Raw genomic sequence first — 18,050 nt, forward strand, 5'->3', positions numbered from 1 at the left:
TGGTACTTTCAGAGCCTGGCATTGGTGCTATTTCAGAGCCTGGGCAAACGCCTGGCGAACATCTTCGATGAAGATGAAATTCAGTTGTTCGCGCACGTCCTGTGGGATATCATCAAGGTCCTTTCGATTTCTTTCCGGTACGATGACCTTCTTTACACCGGCGCGACGGGCCGCCAGCACCTTTTCCTTGAGGCCGCCGATGGCCAGTACCCGGCCGGTGAGGCTGACTTCGCCGGTCATGGCTACGTCCCGCTGGGCTTCCCGCCCGGACAACAGCGAGACCAGGGCGGTAGTCATGGTGATCCCGGCGGAGGGGCCATCCTTGGGGATACTGCCGGCAGGCACATGGATATGAATATTCATGCCGGTGAATTCCTTGGGGTCGATATTCAGCTCGACATAATTGGCCTCGACGAAGGAGAGGGCCGCCCGTGCCGATTCCTTCATGATATCCCCCAACGATCCGGTCAGGATCAAGTCTCCCTTCCCCCTCATGCGGCTCGCCTCGACAAAGATGATGTCCCCCCCGGTCTCGGTCCATGCCAGGCCGGTGACGACGCCGATGCGGTCCTTCTCCGCCGTGACCTCATCGAAAAATTTCCGTGCCCCTAGAAATTCCTCAACCAGCTCCGGGGTGATCAGCTCCCGCGGCGGCTTGTTCTGGGTAATTTCCTTGGCCACCTTGCGGCAGATGCTGCCGATGTTACGCTGCAGATTGCGGACTCCAGCCTCGCGGGTATGGTCGCGGATGATCTTGTAGATGGCTTCCTCGCCGAACTTCGGCTGATACTTCGACAGGCCGTTTTCCTCGATTTCCCGGGGAATGAGATAGCGCACGGCGATGTTTTCCTTCTCCTCATCCGTATAGCCGGAGAGATTTATCACCTCCATACGGTCCTTGAGGGCGGGGGGGACCGGGTCGAGGATATTGGCGGTGGTGATGAACATGACGTTGGTCAGGTCGAAGGGGACATCCAGGTAATGGTCAGTGAAGGAGAAATTCTGCTCCGGATCCAGTACCTCCAAAAGGGCGCTGGCCGGGTCGCCGCGGAAATCGATGCCGATCTTGTCCACCTCGTCCAGCATGAAGACCGGGTTGTTGTTGCCGGCACGGTAGATTTCCTGGATGATGCGGCCGGGAAGGGCGCCGATATAGGTGCGCCGGTGGCCGCGTATCTCCGCCTCGTCCCGCATCCCCCCAAGGGAGACGCGGATGAATTTGCGCCCCAGGGCACGTGCTATGGAGCGGCCCAGGCTTGTTTTGCCCACCCCCGGAGGGCCGACGAAGCAGAGGATAGGCCCCTTCATCTTTTCCTTGAGACTGCGGACGGCCAGGTACTCCAGGATGCGTTCCTTGACCTTTTTCAGGTCGAAATGGTCCTGATTGAGCACCTCTTCCGCCTGGTTGATGTCACGGTTGTCGGTGGTGGACACCTGCCACGGCATGTTGATCAGGTAATCCAGATAGGTCCGCGAGACGCTGTATTCGGGTGAGACCGGATTGATCTTGTCCAGCCGCTTCAGCTCCTTTTCGGCGATCTTGCGCACTTCTTCGGGCATTCCTGCCGAAAGCAGTTTCTTGCGCAGTTCCTTGATTTCCGCCTGGCGGTCGTCCTCCTCCCCCAGTTCTTCCTGGATCTGTTTCATCTGCTCCCGCAGCAGGTATTCCTTCTGGGTCTTTCCCACCTTCTTCGTCACTTCCGCCTGGACTTCTCCCTTGATCTGCAGCCGCTGCACCTCGGCCGTCAGGCTCATGTAGACCTTTTTCAGCCGTTCGATTGGATCGGTCGTTTCCAGGAGCTTCTGCAGATCGTCCGGCGGAAGGTTCACGTAGAGCGCCACCAGGTCGGAGAGGCGCCCCGGATTATCGATGTAGTCGATCATCTTCATTACATCGTCGGGGAGCGGCCGGCCGTAGGAGAGGGCGATTTTCAGGAGGGCGTTGAGGCTGGAGACCAGCGCCTCGGAAACCACCGACTTTTCGGCGAATTCCCGCACCTGTTCCACCCGTACCAGAGGAATTGGTTTTTCCTGGGATATGTCCACAAGTCTGACGCGGGCAAGCCCCTCAAGGACGACCTTTGCGCCCCCTTCCGCCATCCTTGTGAACTGGTTGATCTTGCAGATGGTGCCGATTTCGTTGAGGGAGGACAGGAGCCGCTCGCTGGGTTCGTTGCGCAGCTTGAAGAGGGTGATCATGTTGTCGAAGGGAATCGCTTCCTCGAAAACTGAGATCTCGTCATTGGTGATGAAGAGGGGGAAAACCATGTAAGGAAAGGCGACCATGTCCCGCAAAGGGAAGAGGGGAACCATTTCCGGCATTCTCAGCGACTGGTTCTCGGTCATGGGATGTCCTTACTCGCCTTTAAATCAGGCAATTGTGGAGATTCAAAACAATTAAAGAGTATCCAGTTACGGAGGGGATGTCAAGGTTGCAGGCTTTCCCATTCCGCATAAAGCGCGGCGATACGGGAGGTCAGGGTTTCGTGCTCTTGCCCCATCCGGCGCGCCGCTTCGTGATCGGAGAACGATCCGGGATCGGCCATCCGCTCTTCCAGACCGGCAAGGGCCCTCTCCGCCGTTTCAATTTCAGACTCCAGCTCGGCCAGTCGTTTCTTCCGCCCCTTTTCCTCCCGCTGTCGCTGCTTTTCCTCCTCCCGCTGGCGCTGCCGCTCTTCCTTGGTCAGAGTTTCCGCGGGCTGCGATGCTGCTGCGGCATGGGGGCCGGATGGGTAGGCGGGCGCAGTACCTGTGGACTCCTGTTCCCCCTTCTTGGCTAGGTAATATTCATAATCACCCATGTAACTGGTGATCTTTCCGTCCCCCACCTCCACAACCCTTGTGGCCAGGCCATCAATGAAGTGGCGGTCGTGGGAGACGAAGACCACCGTGCCGGAAAAGGCTGCCAGTGCTCCCAACAGCACTTCCTTGCTGAACAGGTCCAGGTGGTTGGTCGGTTCGTCCATGAGGAGCAGGTTGGAGGGGCGCAGGAGCATCTTGGCCAGGGCCAGGCGGTTTCGCTCCCCGCCGGAGAGCACCGAGACCTTTTTATGGATATCGTCGCCGGAAAAGAGGAAAGCGCCGAGGATGTCCCTGAGCTGCGGCACCATGTCGAAGGGGGCATCGGCAAGGATTTCCTCGTAGACGCTCTGCTCGCCGTTCAGTTCCTGGGCCTGGTCCTGGGCGAAATAATCGCGGACCACGTTGTGACCCAGGGTCATGGCTCCCCCCTGAATGTCGCCGCCAGCGAGTACTTTCATCAGGGTCGATTTGCCGGCGCCGTTGTGTCCCACCAGGGCCACCCGTTCCTCCTTCTCCACGACGAGGTCGATGTTGTCCAGGACGACATTGCTGCCGTAGGCCTTGCGCACCCCCTTCAGCTCCACCACCATCCGGCCGCTCTTTGGGGGCTCGGGAAACCTGAAGCGAATCTTTTTCCGCTCCGGCGGCAGGACGATCCGCTCGATCTTCTCCAACTGCTTGATGCGGGACTGGACCAGGGCCGCCTTATCTGCCTTGTAGCGGAAGCGGGAGATGAAATCCTCAATCTTCTGCACCTCTTCGTCCTGGCGGCGCTTGGCTTCCCTGAGGGCCGAGACCCGCTCTTCCCGCAGCACCAAGTAGCGGCTGTAATTGCAGTGGTAGTCGGTGAGGGTGTGGTTCCAGACTTCGGTGATGCGGGAGCAGACCTGGTCCAGGAAGAAACGGTCGTGGGAGACGAGGATGACCGAGTATGGGTAGGCCTGGAGGTAGCCCTCCAGCCAGTTGCGCGCCTCGATGTCCAGGTGGTTGGTGGGCTCGTCCAGGAGGAGCACGTTGGGTTTCTGCAGAAGGAGCTTGGCCAGAGCGATGCGCATCTGCCAGCCACCGGAGAACTCTCCGCACTCTTTTTCCCAGTCGTCGGCAAGAAAGCCGAGGCCGGAAAGGACGGTGCCAACCTCAGCTTCCATGGCGTAGCCACCCTTGAGGCGGAATTCTTCCTGAAGATGGCCGAACCTGTCCAGAAGGCCCTCGTGCCCCGGCCCATCGTGGGGCATTTCGGCCAGCCTGGCCGTGAGTTCAGCCAGTTCCTTTTCGATGGCCTGCAGCTCCGAAAGAGCGGTCATGACTTCGGCAAAAAGCTTTTTCCCCTTGGTGACGATGCCGTCCTGGGGAAGATAGCCGACGGTGGCACCTTTGGCGAACTGCAGCTCGCCGCCGCTATGTTCCACCTGCCCGGCGATTATACGCATGAGCGTCGATTTCCCCGCCCCGTTCTCGCCCACCAGGCCGACCCGTTCCCCCTTTTTCAGGTGCCAGTCAATATTCGTGAAAAGCGGCTTGCCCGCGAAATCTTTGGAAAGTTGTTTCAGGTGCAGCATTGAAAGTCCTTGGATATAGGTATGAACAACGGCGGGTATTGTAGGGGGAGACGATGAGGATGTCAATGCACCCCATGGGAAATGGTACAACTCTTCCCATGCCGTCTTTTAACAGCAATCGCCGGCATTAAAGGTGGCAGTAAAAGTGTTGTCGATAATTAATGAATAAATATAGGCAACAACGAAGAATAATTAGCACAAGCAATAACAAATGGTTAAGTAGATTTATTTAAGAAATTCTGGTCATCAGGGTTGCATGGCACCGATGCTGCTAAAATTTCCATTTCGGAGATACCCCATGGAAATTCCTCAATCATGATCTCCCATCTGAATGGCAGCTGTTCAACAAGTCAAAAACTTTAATGAATTTAGTTCTTCGAAGGAGGACCGGATCTTATGGGAAAGGAAACGTTCAGGAGACTCCGTGTCATGGGGGGCCGGAAAAAAACCATGCTCGTGTTGGCGTTCTTCGCAGGCATGTTCATGTTCACAGGGTTGTTGATGCCGCTTCTAAGCGACTCTGCCTCGAAAATGTACTACTTCACCCTTGACAGCACATCCCAGGCTTTAGGCCCCGATGGCTCCACTGATACCCGCTCCTTATTGGGAGGGAAAATCTCAATGACGCCGGGTGCCTATAATTCCGTGCGTTACGTCAGTGCCGCGACCAATACCAACTGGCAGACCATGATGAATGTTTACGGTCCGGCGTACAGCACATCACAGACCCTTACCTCACCGGCCATCACCATCGGTACCCGCGATAACCATGGGACCTCCAACCCCATCTACTGGAAAGCCGATGTTTACGATTACGACCCTTCACCGACGGCGGCTCCCGGTAACGGAGTCCTGCTCTGGTCCACGACGGGAACGGACGAGTCCCACTCCTACACCACCGAGCCCAAAGCCCTCACCTTCGGTTCCCAGGCAGCCAAAAATATCCCTGCCAATCATCGTCTCAAGGTGGTCATCTCCTGCCGTATGACCAGCACCAACTCCGATGCCCGCTTCTATTGGGGAAATGACGGCAATTATTCCTTCATGACCGTGTCGGAGGCGGCCACCGCTGCCAACACGGTAACGGTAACCAACCTGGGGGACTACAACGACGGGGCACTGACTTCCGTTCTCGATGGGGAACAGAACATTGCCATGCTTGAATTCGACCTCTATGCCAATGCTGCCGGCAGCTGGCTGGGGGGAAAGCTGGACAAGATCGGCAGCAATCCCAATCTAAACGATGTCACGTATAGCATCTACAAGGACAGCAACAGCAACGGCCGGTTCGATCCCGGCAGTGACAGCCTGATCGGCGGGCCCTATAATTTCAGCCAGAACACCGGCTCCACCTACACGCTCGCTTCTCCCCAGTCGCTCACGGCGGTGCCGCAGCGGTTCTTCATCGCTTATAACATTGTCGCCAATGCCGCTACTGCGACCACCGTCGGCATGCAGATCACCGACAGCACATATTTTACCGTCAGCAATGGATTGGCAACCAGCAATGTCACCAGGACCCCCTCAAGTCTGCCGATCATCAACGGCAATGGCATACCGGTAACAAAGACCTACGCAGCGGATTGGGACTCGGGGACAAGCCTGATCCGGCCGGAACTGGGCGGCCCAACCGTGACCAACTCCGTTTGCGTGTCGTCTCCCACCAACCCGGCCGAGGCTCCAGGCACGGACCTGGTCGGTCTGCTGAACTTTCCAGCCCACAGTTGCGCCAGTGCCAATGGCAGCATGCATGTTTCCAGCGAGGCCAACGCCAAGTTCGTTACTCTCTATTTCAACGCCCCTGCAGGGTATTCCACCAACCTTGCCCAGGTGAAGGGCATTTCCTTCAAGCTGAGCGCCCGCTATTCGGGGACAATTACCCTGTTCTATGTGAAGCCAGACGGCACCCGGGTCAATTCGCCCGTCTCCACCAATTATGCCAGTAACAACAATTCGACCAACGGCAATATCATCAACGTCTCCCTGGCTGGACAGACCTTTGCCAACGTGCCCGCCGGCTCCCGCATGGGAGTCCAGATCGGGGTGAGTCGTGCCGGCGCCGGCATCGGCCTTGGTGGGGCGATCGGCGCCCAGCTGGTGCTGGAAGAGACATCTGCTGCTGCCAGTGGCGTTGACGTGGGAGATGGGGCCATTGTTACCGGCGGCACCGTGCTGGCCGCTTCGACGGGCAATGTGGTAAACAGTTTCACCCTCACCTCGCCAACGCGCACCCAGACTGTCTCCAGTGTTACCATTACCGGCAATGCTACTACCAACAGCACAAATGTCGCTGCTGTGAAGCTCTACGCCGATCTGGGGACCACCGGCATTCTCGACCCGGCCGACTTGTTGCTTGGCACCGGCACCTTCAGCGGCAACAGCGCCACCATATCCGGGTTCTCGGAAACGGTCAGCGGGACGACCAAGCGCTACCTGGTGGTCTACGACATTGCTGCCGCCACTCAGACGAACATCGCCCTGACCGGTTTCCTTACCTCTCTGGGCGCTGTTACCATCGACAGTAATGCGGATATTTCCTCCGGCACCCTGACCATCGTGCCGACCACCACCGTCACCAATGGTACCTCCGAACCGGCAAACATGGTGACGCCATCCGGTGGCGCGGCGGTGAACCTGGATGCCTTCGGCCTGAACATCAACGGGGGGAGCAATGACCAGATCAGCTCGGTGACCATTTCACTGGCGCCTGCAGCCATTTCCTCGAAAGTAGCCATGCTGGAGATCGTTGACCGTAGCACAGGCGCCGTATATGGGCAGTTGACCGCCCCCACCATCGGTGACGATTGGCGGGTCAGTACCTCCGGTCTCTTTGCCACGCCGGCTACTACCCAATGCTACGTGCGGCTGACCCCCAAAGCTAATATCACCACTACCTACAGCGTTACCGGCACGGTGTCGGCAATTACCCATTTTCGTTACAAAAACGGTCTTGTCGTTGGCGATATAGCCAGTGCCACGGTTATCCTGGATGGTCAGGCTCCCAGCGATCCGGTTCTGACCGCTTCATCCGGATCGGGTGGCGGGCAGATTCAGCTGAGCTGGACGCCGGCTTCCGACAGCAGCGGCCTGAACGCCACCAGGGCCTATACCCTGGTCAGGGGTGCAGTCAACGCCCCGGCTCCCAGTAGCTGTTCATCCGGAACCGTCATCTATCAGGGCTCGAACCTCAATGCTTCCGAGAGTAACCTTTCCCCCGGCCAAACCTACGCCTATCGGGTGTGCGCCACCGATGTCGTCAATAATACCGGCAAGGGGAGCAAGGCGTCTGCCGTGGCCACTATCCCGCTGGCATGCAACAATGCACCGACGATTTTTGTTAATCCGTCATCCCATTACGTGTTGACAGGGAACAAGGTCCAATACAACGTCTCCCTCACCAACAACGATACCGGCGCCTGCGGCACTACTGTATTCACTCTGTCTCTGGTAGGTACCGAAAACACTGCCGACTTCGTCACGCCATCCACCTTCAGCTCCTCCACATTGTCTCTTGGCCCGAATGGTGGTGGCGCCACCAGCCTGGTGACGGTAACGGCGCGGGCAAATGCCACCCAGGGTGCGACCAATTCCTTTGCGGTCAGGGCCAGTGCCAATAATCATCCCAGTGCAACGAGCGTTACCATCAACACCACCATCAATGACACCGCGCCAATGCTCCATACCAGCCTCAACCTAGGAACCCAGAAATACGGTACCTGGGGGACCGACTATAACTGTTCAACCTGTCACAACAAACGGACCACCAATATCAAAAGGGTAGGCCAGAACGTCAAGACCCCGCTGGGGAATCGCGCCGTTGTCTTCAGCAGGACATCATCCTCAGTGTCGACCACCTCCGGGGTCTTCGGCAATGACCGCCGCAGCGGCAGCTCATCCCAGAACGTCTGCGAGGTCTGTCACCACCAGACCCGCTTCCATCAGTACAGCACCGGCAAGGTTTCGTGGATCGATCACAACAACAGCACGGACTGCATGAAGTGCCATCCCCACGAGGGGGGCTTCAAGTACGTGGGGGGTGGGCAATGCGACGACTGCCACGGCAATCCCCCTACCAGCCTCAACAACATGGCGTTTCCGCCGACCAATGCCCTGGGGATGTTTGCACCCAATGCGGGTGCCCACGCCAAACACCAGGAGCACATGGTCTGTGCCACGTGCCATAGCAATGCCAATCACAGCCTCTCGCCCACCCCTCACGAGAACAACCTGATCGAGATGGGGTTCACCATCAACGGGGCCAACTTCCCCGGTTTCAACGCCAGCATCGGTTCGGGCACCCTCTTTACCGCCACCAACAACCTGAACAACGGCTACCAGTGGGCTGCCGCACCAGGCACAACCCTGCTGAAGGTATCCGAATTCACCACCACCTGCAGTGTCTACTGCCATGGTTGGACCGGCAGTGGCGGCAGCAATCCGACCCCCTCCTGGGTCGGTGCCAGCCAGAAGAGTTGCGGCACGTGCCATGATGCAACCGGGGACACTCCACCCCTTTCCGGTAGCCATCTGAAGCACGCCGGGACTGGTATCGGCAGCAACGGCATTGCCTGTGCCAAATGTCACTCGACCTACAGCAACTACTCGACCAGCATCGCCCACATCAACGGCAAGGTGGAATGGAACCTGTCACAGATATCCCCCTCCGCCCTGTATAACGGCAGCAACAGCGGCACCACCGGTGCGCCTGCCCCGACCAGTTCCGCAGGCTACGGTACCTGCACCAATCTCTATTGCCATAGCAATGTGCAATCGGCCAATGGCACCGCCGGCCCATCCTACTATGCTGCACCAAGATGGGGTGATGTAACTCTCTGCGGCAGTTGCCATCAGGATATGGCGGTAAGCACATCTGCCACTGGTGGCCATAAGCAGCACACCCAGGATCCCGTCACCCAGTTCGAATGCCGCATCTGCCATGGCACAGGTGGGGACGCCAACCCGCAAAACCATGCCAATAGCCGCATTGATTTCTCCTTCAGCGGTATCGGCGCCAACACTACCTATTCCAAGGGGGCCTTCAAGACCCCCGGGAACGGTGGCTACGGCACCTGCTCCAACAGTGACTGCCACGGCAGAAGGACCCTTGGGTGGGGACCGTCCACGGCTCTACCTTTGTGTGATAAATGCCATGGCTCGGCTACCACGGCAGCCTTCTATGACACCCGCGGGCCGGGCAGTCCGACCGCTAGGACCGAAACCTATGTGGGGTCCCACGACCAGCACATCAAGGCGGCGCCGTACGTCTATGCAAACGGCATGGATTGCGGGGAGTGTCACATCAAGCCGGCCGGCCCCTATTCTCCCGGCCACATGGACAACGCACTCCCGGCCGAGGTGGAATTCGGTCCCATTGCCTCTTCCGGGGTCTATGTTGGCTATACCACCATGGCCGGCTATGCGCCTGCCAACCGCCAGTGCTCAAACGTCTGGTGCCATGGCGCCGGCATGGATTCCAACACCGGCAAAGGGGCCTATGCATCGGTGCTGGCTAACGGCGGATCATTGGGTACCCCGGTGGTTCCCAAGTGGAACGATGTCCTTCTTAACGGCTCGGCCGGCAATGACTGCAGCCGCTGTCATGGCTATCCACCCTCTGCTCCCAACAGCGGCTTCGTCCACTACGGTAAGACCCCAGCGGACTGCAACGGTTGCCACAATAACGTCAAACTCGACGGCAGCGGTTTCATCGATGCTTCACTCCATGTGAACGGCACCGTCGATGGCTGCTTCACCTGCCACGGCAGACCGCCAGTGGACAGCGCCAGCCTTGTCAAGCCGGCGTTGAAGGCAATGAGTCCTGGCAACAGTGGCGCCCACAATGCCCATCAGTTGAATCCCAATATCGACGGCAGCTGTGCCGTCTGCCACAACAACTACACCAGCCAGATGCCCAGTTATACCATGGAGATGGGCTTCAATGCCTACGGCGGCAAGGTCACCAGCGGCACATTCTACGGCTATTCATCCATCGTCAATAATACCTACGTCTCATCCAGTGCCGGTACCACCGTCTACCGCACCAACAATACCGCTTTGCAGAACAAGTGTACCAACGTCTATTGCCATGGGGGCGGCACCACCACCAAGCCCATGCTCGTTGGCGGCAGCAATGTGGAGCCAAACTGGGAGTTGGGTTACGAAGAGGTCAACTGTGGCTCCTGCCATGGCGTAACCGCTGCTACCTTTGCCGTTAGCGGTTCCCACGCGCGCCATGCCGGTTCAGGCAGTGGCGGACTGGCGGTGGCATGTGACAAGTGCCACGGATTGAAGATCAACAATTACCATGTCAATGGCAGCGTCGAATGGGACCTGAATACCACCGACATCCTCTTCGGCGCGACCGCCACCTACAAGAACGTTTCCAGCGGCGCCACCGGCAATCTGGCTCCCAGCAGCAGTTTCGGCGCCTGCAATGGCATCTACTGCCATAGTACCGTTCAAGGGGCCAACGGCAGCGGCCTGCCGACCTACAAAACGACGCCGCTCTGGAACGACACCACGGCACTCTCCTGTGGCCAGTGCCATACGGACATGACAGCTTCCGGCACCGGCAACCATCTCAAGCATCCCTTTACGTGCTCCGTGTGCCACAGTGGGGCAGGGGACGGGAGCGTCAAGCACGCTGATCATTACATCGATGTTAGTTTCAGTGGAGCCGGCAGCGGCGGTGCCTATACCCAGGCGCGGACGCCCGCCGGCAGCGACGGCTACGGAGCCTGCTCCAACCTCTATTGCCACAGCAATGCCCAAGGCACAGGCGGAAACGGCGCCCCCACCAGTTATACGGCGCCCACCTGGGGAACGGCCGGTCCCTTGGGCTGCGGCGCGTGCCATGCAGACATGACCACGGCCGGAACCGGCAATCACCTGAAACACACGGCCGCCTATGTCTGCACCACCTGCCACAGCGGGGCAGGAAGCGGCACAGCAAAGCACGGTGACCAGTACATTGATGTCGCCTTCAGCGGCGTCGGTGCCGGTACCAGCTACAGCCAGCCGCGTAGCGCTGCCGGAAGCGACGGCTACGGCACCTGCTCCAACATCGCCTGCCACTACAACGGTTCGGCAAACTGGGGTGGCGGAACCCTGGCCTGTGTCAGCTGTCATCCCCTTGCCACGCTCCAGGCCAGTGGTGCCCACGGCAAGCACCTAAGCACCGCACCAACCTTCTATGCCTATACCGCTAACCGCTCAACCGCCGGTGCCTATGACTACGGCTGTTCCAACTGTCATCCTCTGGACAAGGCAGCCAAGCATGCCAACGGCGCCATCGATGTAACCCTGAATAATACCAACAGCGGTGCGGGCGGGGCTGTCGGCTCGCTCCGTTCCAGGAATAACGCCACCGCCGACGGTCTGGCGGCGAACAACGGTCCGTCGGGGATATTCGGTACCACCAAGGTCAGCGTCAGATGTTCTGCCGCTTACTGCCACAGTAACGGCTATGCCACGAACCTGAAATTCATGACCACTCCCGACTGGTATGGACCCGCCTATACCGGCGATAAGTGCGCCATGTGCCACGGCAACTCCCCCAATGCCAACGATCCGGTCAACCAGCCCGGCTCTCCGGCCCATTACAACAAGAACTTCCTCGGGTTTGCCAACGTCAGTGGCGGACATGGGCGGGGCATACACATGAAGAACATCTTCACCGGCATCATCGGCAGCGCTGCTGCCGGCAACACAGCCACGTCCAGTCATGGTAACAGCCTCACATCGACCACCATCAACTGCAACATGTGTCATTACAAGACCATTACCACCAGTGCCAATGACAAGAACAGATCCTGCGCCGGCTGTCACGCCTCAGTACCCAAGAATCCGGCTGAGCTCATAGCAGACAAGCGGTCACACGTGAATGGGGCAGTAGATGTCGATCTGCGGCCGATTCGTGTGAAATCGAAGGCACAACTGAGGGATGGCAGCGTCGATACCGGCATCTGGTCACGGCAGGTTGGGTACAAGGTCAACGGGGCCTATGACGTAGCCTTCAAGACCTTCACTACATCAGTGCAATGGAACAGTGCAACCAAGACCTGCTCCAACATCGTTTGCCACAATGGCAAGACGGTGAAATGGGGGGATACGGGAGGCATCACCAGATGTGAAAGCTGTCATGATCGCTGATCGGTGAATGGTGTGCCCGCTGGAATGTAGACGGGCGCATTGGATGGAAGGAAGCGGCAAACGCCGGGATGGATGCTCGTCCCGGCGTTTTTTATCCAGGTATCAATTGCGGTGGAATTTTGCAGGTGCTGCTCTGGTTATTTTCAGCATGGCGATGCATCTCTGAATTTGTTGCCTGTCCCCCTGTTGTGTGGAATTCCCCAGGCCTCTTTGCATCGCCCCGTAGCGGCTGTATCCTTATAAGTGAAGCAGCAAGCCGACACCTGACCAGACAATTAAAATGGTATGGAGATTCCCGGTGTCCCGAAAGACGCGGCCAAAACAATACGCTTCACGTACTCCTACGAAAAGGATGGGGATGGTTATTTTCTAAGGCACTTTCAAGGCGTGCTGTGATCTGCTGCTGTTGCGTATCGAATGCCAGCCGGCGCATCCATCTGTTGATCCATAAGTAGCACAGTCCCTTCGAAAAAATTCCCTGTGGTGCTCATTCTACTGCACGCATATCTGCTCAAGAGTCGATATCCCCCCTGTGAGCAGGAGCGTGCCGTGGATCCGGAGGTTTTCAAGAGTGATGGTGCCGTTGCTGACGGTCACATTCCCCTGCATGTCCGTATATCCGGAAGTGGCGGTAAAATAACAGTCGTAGCCCCCTTTGAATGAGAGTGTGTACCACATCTTGTCGATGGTGGTGCTGCCGGTGATGTTCACCGCCTGGAGCTGAATGGTGTCCTGAGCGCTGGTATAGGGCAAAACTGAGTCGAGCAGATCATAATAATGTATTGGCGTATGGGGCAGCCGTATGGGGGAAGCCTGGCATGCCGGCGGGGTGATGTCGATGGTCATGGGCTTGGTGTAAGACAGGCCGGCGCTGTCCTGGATCTTCACAGAAAAATTGTAGCTTCCCGTTGCTGTCGGTGTCCCGGTGATATAGGCGTTCCATTGATGGGTATCGTTGAGGGAAAAACCGGGGGGAATCGCTCCGGAGGCAATGGTCCAGGTATACGGTTCAGTCCCGCCGCCGCCATAGAGCATGTAGTTATAGCCCAATCCCAGTATGGCAGGGGGAGCGGTATCATTGATGCCAAGGACCTGGATCCAATAGGATCTGGTGGCGCTGAATCCATTGGCATCGGTGACGATGGCAGAAAAATTGGATGCCCAGGCCATGGTGGGCGAACCTGTCAGCTCCCCCGTGTCCTGGTTGATGTTCAGGCCGAAGGGTACTCCCGACACGACCCACTTGTAGGGAGGCGATCCTCCGGTGACAGCTAGTTGCTGGTAGTAGCTTGCTTCCATGATGCTGTTTGCCACTGTTTCCGTAGTGATCATGACAGGCTCAAAAACGGTGATGGAAAGGGGAATAGCCACGGTGGTGCCATGGGCATCCCCAAGCTGCAGGGTAAAAGATGTTGTCCCTGACGTCGTCGGTGTTCCTGAAATCATACCTCTACCCGGGTCGAACGTAAGGCCATCTGGTAGTGAACCGGCGGTTAGAGCCCAGGTGTAGGGGGCGGTTCCACCCATTGCTTCCAGTCCCTGACTGTAAGGTATTCCACGCTGTGCTCCGGGAAGGGCCTTTTTGTTGGCATGGAGAGCTTCATGGAATGTGGAGGTGAGAAACCTGGTCTCAAAGGGACGGGAGATGCAGAGGTTATTGTCCTTGTCGAGCGCGCCGCTGATTCTCAGATAGTCCTGGTTGTCCCCCTGGATTTTTTTGCTCCACAGGAGCGAGCCTGACGTGGTGGATTTTCCGATCCAGTAATTGTAGGCCGAGACGCCATCATAAATGATGCCGAAGAGCGTCGGGTTGCCGTTCCCGTCGATGATGACCTGTAGTAACTGTGGACAGAAGCCATTCTGGCAAAAGTTGGCGGACCAGAGGAGGTTGCCGTTCGTATCGAGCTTGAAAAAAGAGGGATAGGTCATCTCACCGGCGACGTAGATATTTCCCGTTGCGTCGGCGGCAACGGAATTGGCCCGCTCCCACCCCGGCTCGCCAAAGGTTCTTGACCAGAAAAGGGTTCCGTCCGGGGCATATTTAATGGTCAGAAACGTATACCAGAACTGGACGGAGTTACTGCCGGTGGGGACGGCAGTTGCACGGTCACCGGCGACATAGATGTTTCCGGATTGATCAACCGTCACCCCGAATCCCTGGACCAGATCGCCGTCATTAACAATCCGTTCCCACTGCAGGTCACCTGCCGTGTTGAATTTAGCTAACAGTAGTTCATTTCTGTTGCCTACGCCTGTTATTAGGAAATCGGAAAAACCGGTTGCGTAAATGTTGCCGGTGGCGTCAACGGCAACATCAAAAAAGTAATCCGACTTGCCGGCATTATCGTATGATTTTGCCCATACCTGGTTGCCGTTGGCGTCATACTTGAGGATGAGGGCATCCGGCAGTCCACCGAAAGTTGGTTTTCCACCCACCACAATCACGTTGCCGCTGGCGTCAACCGCAATTCCTTCCGCGCTCCTGCTGCTTCCCCCATCGTAAACCGCACTCCATGCCACGTTTCCCGCAGGATCATACTTGACTGTCTGGACCATATCGTAACTGCCGTTGGATACGGATCCTGCCACGTAAATGTTCCCGGATGCATCAGTAGCTGTCGCCTTCGGCACACTGTAGTTGCCGTTCTCCAGGATCAGTGCATTTTTTTCGATCACCATATCATCGGTGACTTCCAGCGTATAGAGTTTGCCCGATGTCCGCCCGACGCTGTCCGATATGTTGAGGCTGAAGGTAAAACTGCCAGTTGCCGCTGGCGTACCGGAAATCACGCCGGCTGCATCCATGCTCAGGCCCGTCGGCAGCGATCCCCCGGAAAGGGTGATGGTGTAAGGGGGAATACCATCTGTCACGTGTATCGTCTGGCTGTACGGTACGTCCAGGTTTGCCTGGGGAAGATAGCGAGTCACGTTTAGTGGTGGTACGAAAACAGTTCCGGCCGGCGAAAGGAATTTCAGATAGTGTATGGTGCCGGCATCGGTCGGTGGGGTCCAGGAGGCGGTAAAAATACCGTCGCCGGCGACGGCGTCCGGGGCGATGCCGTCATCAATCAGTGAAATGGTTTGCCCACCGGGAGTGGTAACGGTGACCGGCCCTGCCGGGGCGCTGCAGTTAATGCTCTGGGCCGAGATAGTGGTAGATATGCCGAGGGGGACGGGGAACGACGGGTATTTCAGCGGCACGAGCAGAGGCTTGTTGTTGCAAGAGAGAGAACCGAGGGCGCTGATGCGCTTGCCGCTGGCGGTCTTTTCCCGAAGGAGCAGTGTGTCGTCGCCACCGGCAATGATCAGGTTCCTGATCTGTCGCCAGTCGCGCTGGCTGTCCTGAGCCTTGAGCAGTGCTGCCAGACCGGTGACATGGGGTGTTGCCATGGAGGTTCCGGAAAGGGTGCCGTAGGAATCGGTAATGCTGAAGTTGTTGGTGGCCGACATGGTGCTCAGGATGTTCACACCCGGCGCTCCCACGTGCACCGTACGTTTCCCGTAGTTGGAAAAGGAGGCGATCCGGTCGTTGTGGTCGGTGGCGGCGACGGCAATGATATTGGGGGCATCGTAGGATGGCGGGTATGAGGGTCCTGCATCGTTATTGTTGGAATCGTTTCCGGCGGCAGCCATGAAAAGGATATCCTGCTGGGCGTTGATGGCGTCGAGCAGGGCCTGGGAAAACGAACCGCCTCCCCAGCTGTTGTTTGTGGCGACAATGGGTATGCCGCGGTCCTTGAGGCTTTTCACATAGAGGAGGCATTCTACGGCGTCACTGGTATAACCGCTTCCGCCGCTGTTCAGAAACTTGCAGGCGATCATGCGCACATTCCAGTTTACTCCGGTCACGCCGACGGCGTTATTGCCGACGGCGCCGATGGACCCTGCCACATGGGTGCCATGCCCATTGTCGTCGAGGGGATCTCCGCCGTTCGTGATGGCGTTATAGCCGTGAATGTCGTCGATGTAGCCATTGCCGTCGTCGTCCAGACCATTGCCGGGAATTTCTCCGGGATTAGTCCACACATTTGCCGCCAGATCGGGGTGATTGTAGTCAATGCCGGTGTCGATGACGGCGACGTAGACCTGGTTGCTTCCCGTCGTCAGGTCCCATGCCGCCTTGGCCTTCATGTCTGCACCGCTGGTACCGCCGGTCTGGCCCGAGTTGGCCAGCGACCACTGTTCCACGAAGCGCGGGTCGGTTGGGGTGGCCTGAATTTTCTGGACATAATCGGGTTCCACATACTCGATGGCCGGATCATTCTTCAGGCGTTTGACCGCTTCCACCACCGTGTCTCCCTGTCGAATCTTAATCCGCTCCAGACGCAGGCCCGGATATTCCTTTACCTTTTTCGTGCCGTGCCGTTCGTGGAAACGCTGCCTACCGGTGTTGTCGGTTCCGGTGCGAAACTTGACCAGAACTTCACCGTCACGATAGTTGTGTTCATCGGCTGTAGCCGGTTGTTTCAGGGCAGTTTTAAGGAGCGCCCGCGGTGACAAGGGCCTTGCCACGTGTGACTGTGCATCGCCAGGTACCATGGCGGAGTACCCATCGGATTCAAAAACAGCAAGGCACAAAAAACACAGGATGGGAAAAATGAGCATTCTGACCATCGGACTCCTCCTAAAAATGAGGGCATTGCAGGAAGAAAGTTTTCAGGAGCAGGAGTATAGCTGATCGTGATAGTAAAAGGAAGGGTTTATTAAATGATGTAAATGTTGTGAATCCTGTGGAACTGGAATCGCAGTTGGCAACGACGTGCCGGCGCGGTGTGAGGGCTAGTGGGGAGAGAGGCAGGTTTGTCAATTTTTGTGCGGTCTGCCTTTGCATCGCTCTGTGAAAACGCTTGTAACCTGTAAGCTAACAGGTTACAATTTGAACATGATCAAGGGCTTTCGGCACAAAGGCATCCAGCTTTTCTTTGAAACAGGCTCTAAGGCTGGAATCCAGCCAAGCCATGCAGTACGTTTACGTTTGCAGTTGACCCGTCTTGATGCCGCCACCTGTCCAAACGATATGAATGCTTCCGGATGGAAGCTTCACCGGTTGACAGGAGAGCTTGCCGACCATTGGGCGATAACGGTCAACGGCAATTGGCGTCTCACTTTCTCATTCGAGGGGCAAGATGCGATTCTGGTTGATTACCAGGACTATCACTAAGGCTAAGGAGAGAATATTATGGCACGCATGCATAATCCCGCACATCCCGGCGAAGTACTCCGTGAATTTCTGCCGCAGGAAATGAGTATAGGCGAGGTCGCAGCACGTCTTGGCGTATCGCGACCTCATCTTTCCCGGTTATTGAACGGTCATACGGCAATGACCGCCGAAATGGCGATCAAGGTGGGGCTGCTGACAGGAACTACGCCGGAGTCATGGCTGGTGAACCAGGCCAAATGGGATCTCTGGCAGGCCTCGCAAAAACCGCTGCCTAAGGTCGAGCCGCTTGATCTGGAGTCGGCAGCTTGAGTTTTTCAAGTTGCAAAGGTTGGGGGAAAAGAGGTGGGTCTTTTTTACATTTCCGCTAACATTTGATG

At 57.3% G+C, this 18,050-nt stretch carries 6 protein-coding genes; 3 read left to right on the forward strand and 3 right to left on the reverse strand.

Annotation, left to right across the window (positions count from 1 at the left end; all coding sequences use genetic code 11):
• Positions 1 to 27 precede the first annotated feature (27 nt).
• The gene (lon, locus tag ML541_RS12050) at positions 28 to 2,346 is read right to left on the reverse strand and encodes an endopeptidase La (protein ID WP_243373199.1); all 2,319 of its coding nucleotides are present in this window, start codon (positions 2,344 to 2,346) and stop codon (positions 28 to 30) included.
• An 80-nt stretch (positions 2,347 to 2,426) separates the two neighbouring features.
• Entirely contained in the window at positions 2,427 to 4,361 is a 1,935-nt protein-coding gene (locus tag ML541_RS12055; RefSeq protein ID WP_243373200.1) for an ABC-F family ATP-binding cassette domain-containing protein, read from the reverse strand.
• A gap of 396 nt (positions 4,362 to 4,757) precedes the next feature.
• On the opposite strand from ML541_RS12055, the gene ML541_RS12060 reads away from it, so the two are divergent.
• Positions 4,758 to 12,512 (forward strand): CxxxxCH/CxxCH domain-containing protein, encoded by a 7,755-nt coding sequence (locus ML541_RS12060; protein ID WP_243373201.1) that lies wholly within the window; start codon positions 4,758 to 4,760, stop codon positions 12,510 to 12,512.
• A gap of 492 nt (positions 12,513 to 13,004) precedes the next feature.
• Here the strand turns inward: ML541_RS12060 and ML541_RS12065 are convergent, their stop codons facing one another.
• Positions 13,005 to 17,126: a S8 family serine peptidase gene (locus ML541_RS12065; RefSeq protein ID WP_243373202.1), complete on the reverse strand. Its 4,122-nt coding sequence runs from the start codon at positions 17,124 to 17,126 to the stop codon at positions 13,005 to 13,007.
• A gap of 268 nt (positions 17,127 to 17,394) precedes the next feature.
• Here ML541_RS12065 and ML541_RS12070 point away from each other — a divergent pair, with 268 nt between their 5' ends.
• Both ML541_RS12070 and ML541_RS12075 read left to right on the forward strand, forming a co-directional pair.
• Entirely contained in the window at positions 17,395 to 17,673 is a 279-nt protein-coding gene (locus ML541_RS12070) for a type II toxin-antitoxin system RelE/ParE family toxin (RefSeq protein WP_243373293.1), read from the forward strand.
• Between the two features lie 18 nt (positions 17,674 to 17,691).
• Positions 17,692 to 17,982: a HigA family addiction module antitoxin gene (locus ML541_RS12075; protein ID WP_243373203.1), complete on the forward strand. Its 291-nt coding sequence runs from the start codon at positions 17,692 to 17,694 to the stop codon at positions 17,980 to 17,982.
• Positions 17,983 to 18,050: the final 68 nt, after the last annotated feature.

Source organism: Geotalea sp. SG265 (assembly GCF_022808985.1).
GTDB lineage: Bacteria > Desulfobacterota > Desulfuromonadia > Geobacterales > Geobacteraceae > Geotalea.

Bases quoted from the DNA above. Each gene is read 5' to 3' on its own strand.
- ML541_RS12055 (WP_243373200.1), bottom strand. From the start codon at position 4,361: ATGCTGCACCTGAAACAACTTTCCAAAGATTTCGCGGGCAAGCCGCTT.
- ML541_RS12075 (WP_243373203.1), top strand. From the start codon at position 17,692: ATGGCACGCATGCATAATCCCGCACATCCCGGCGAAGTACTCCGTGAA.
- ML541_RS12065 (WP_243373202.1), bottom strand. From the start codon at position 17,126: ATGGTCAGAATGCTCATTTTTCCCATCCTGTGTTTTTTGTGCCTTGCT.
- ML541_RS12060 (WP_243373201.1), top strand. From the start codon at position 4,758: ATGGGAAAGGAAACGTTCAGGAGACTCCGTGTCATGGGGGGCCGGAAA.
- lon (WP_243373199.1), bottom strand. From the start codon at position 2,346: ATGACCGAGAACCAGTCGCTGAGAATGCCGGAAATGGTTCCCCTCTTC.
- ML541_RS12070 (WP_243373293.1), top strand. From the start codon at position 17,395: ATGATCAAGGGCTTTCGGCACAAAGGCATCCAGCTTTTCTTTGAAACA.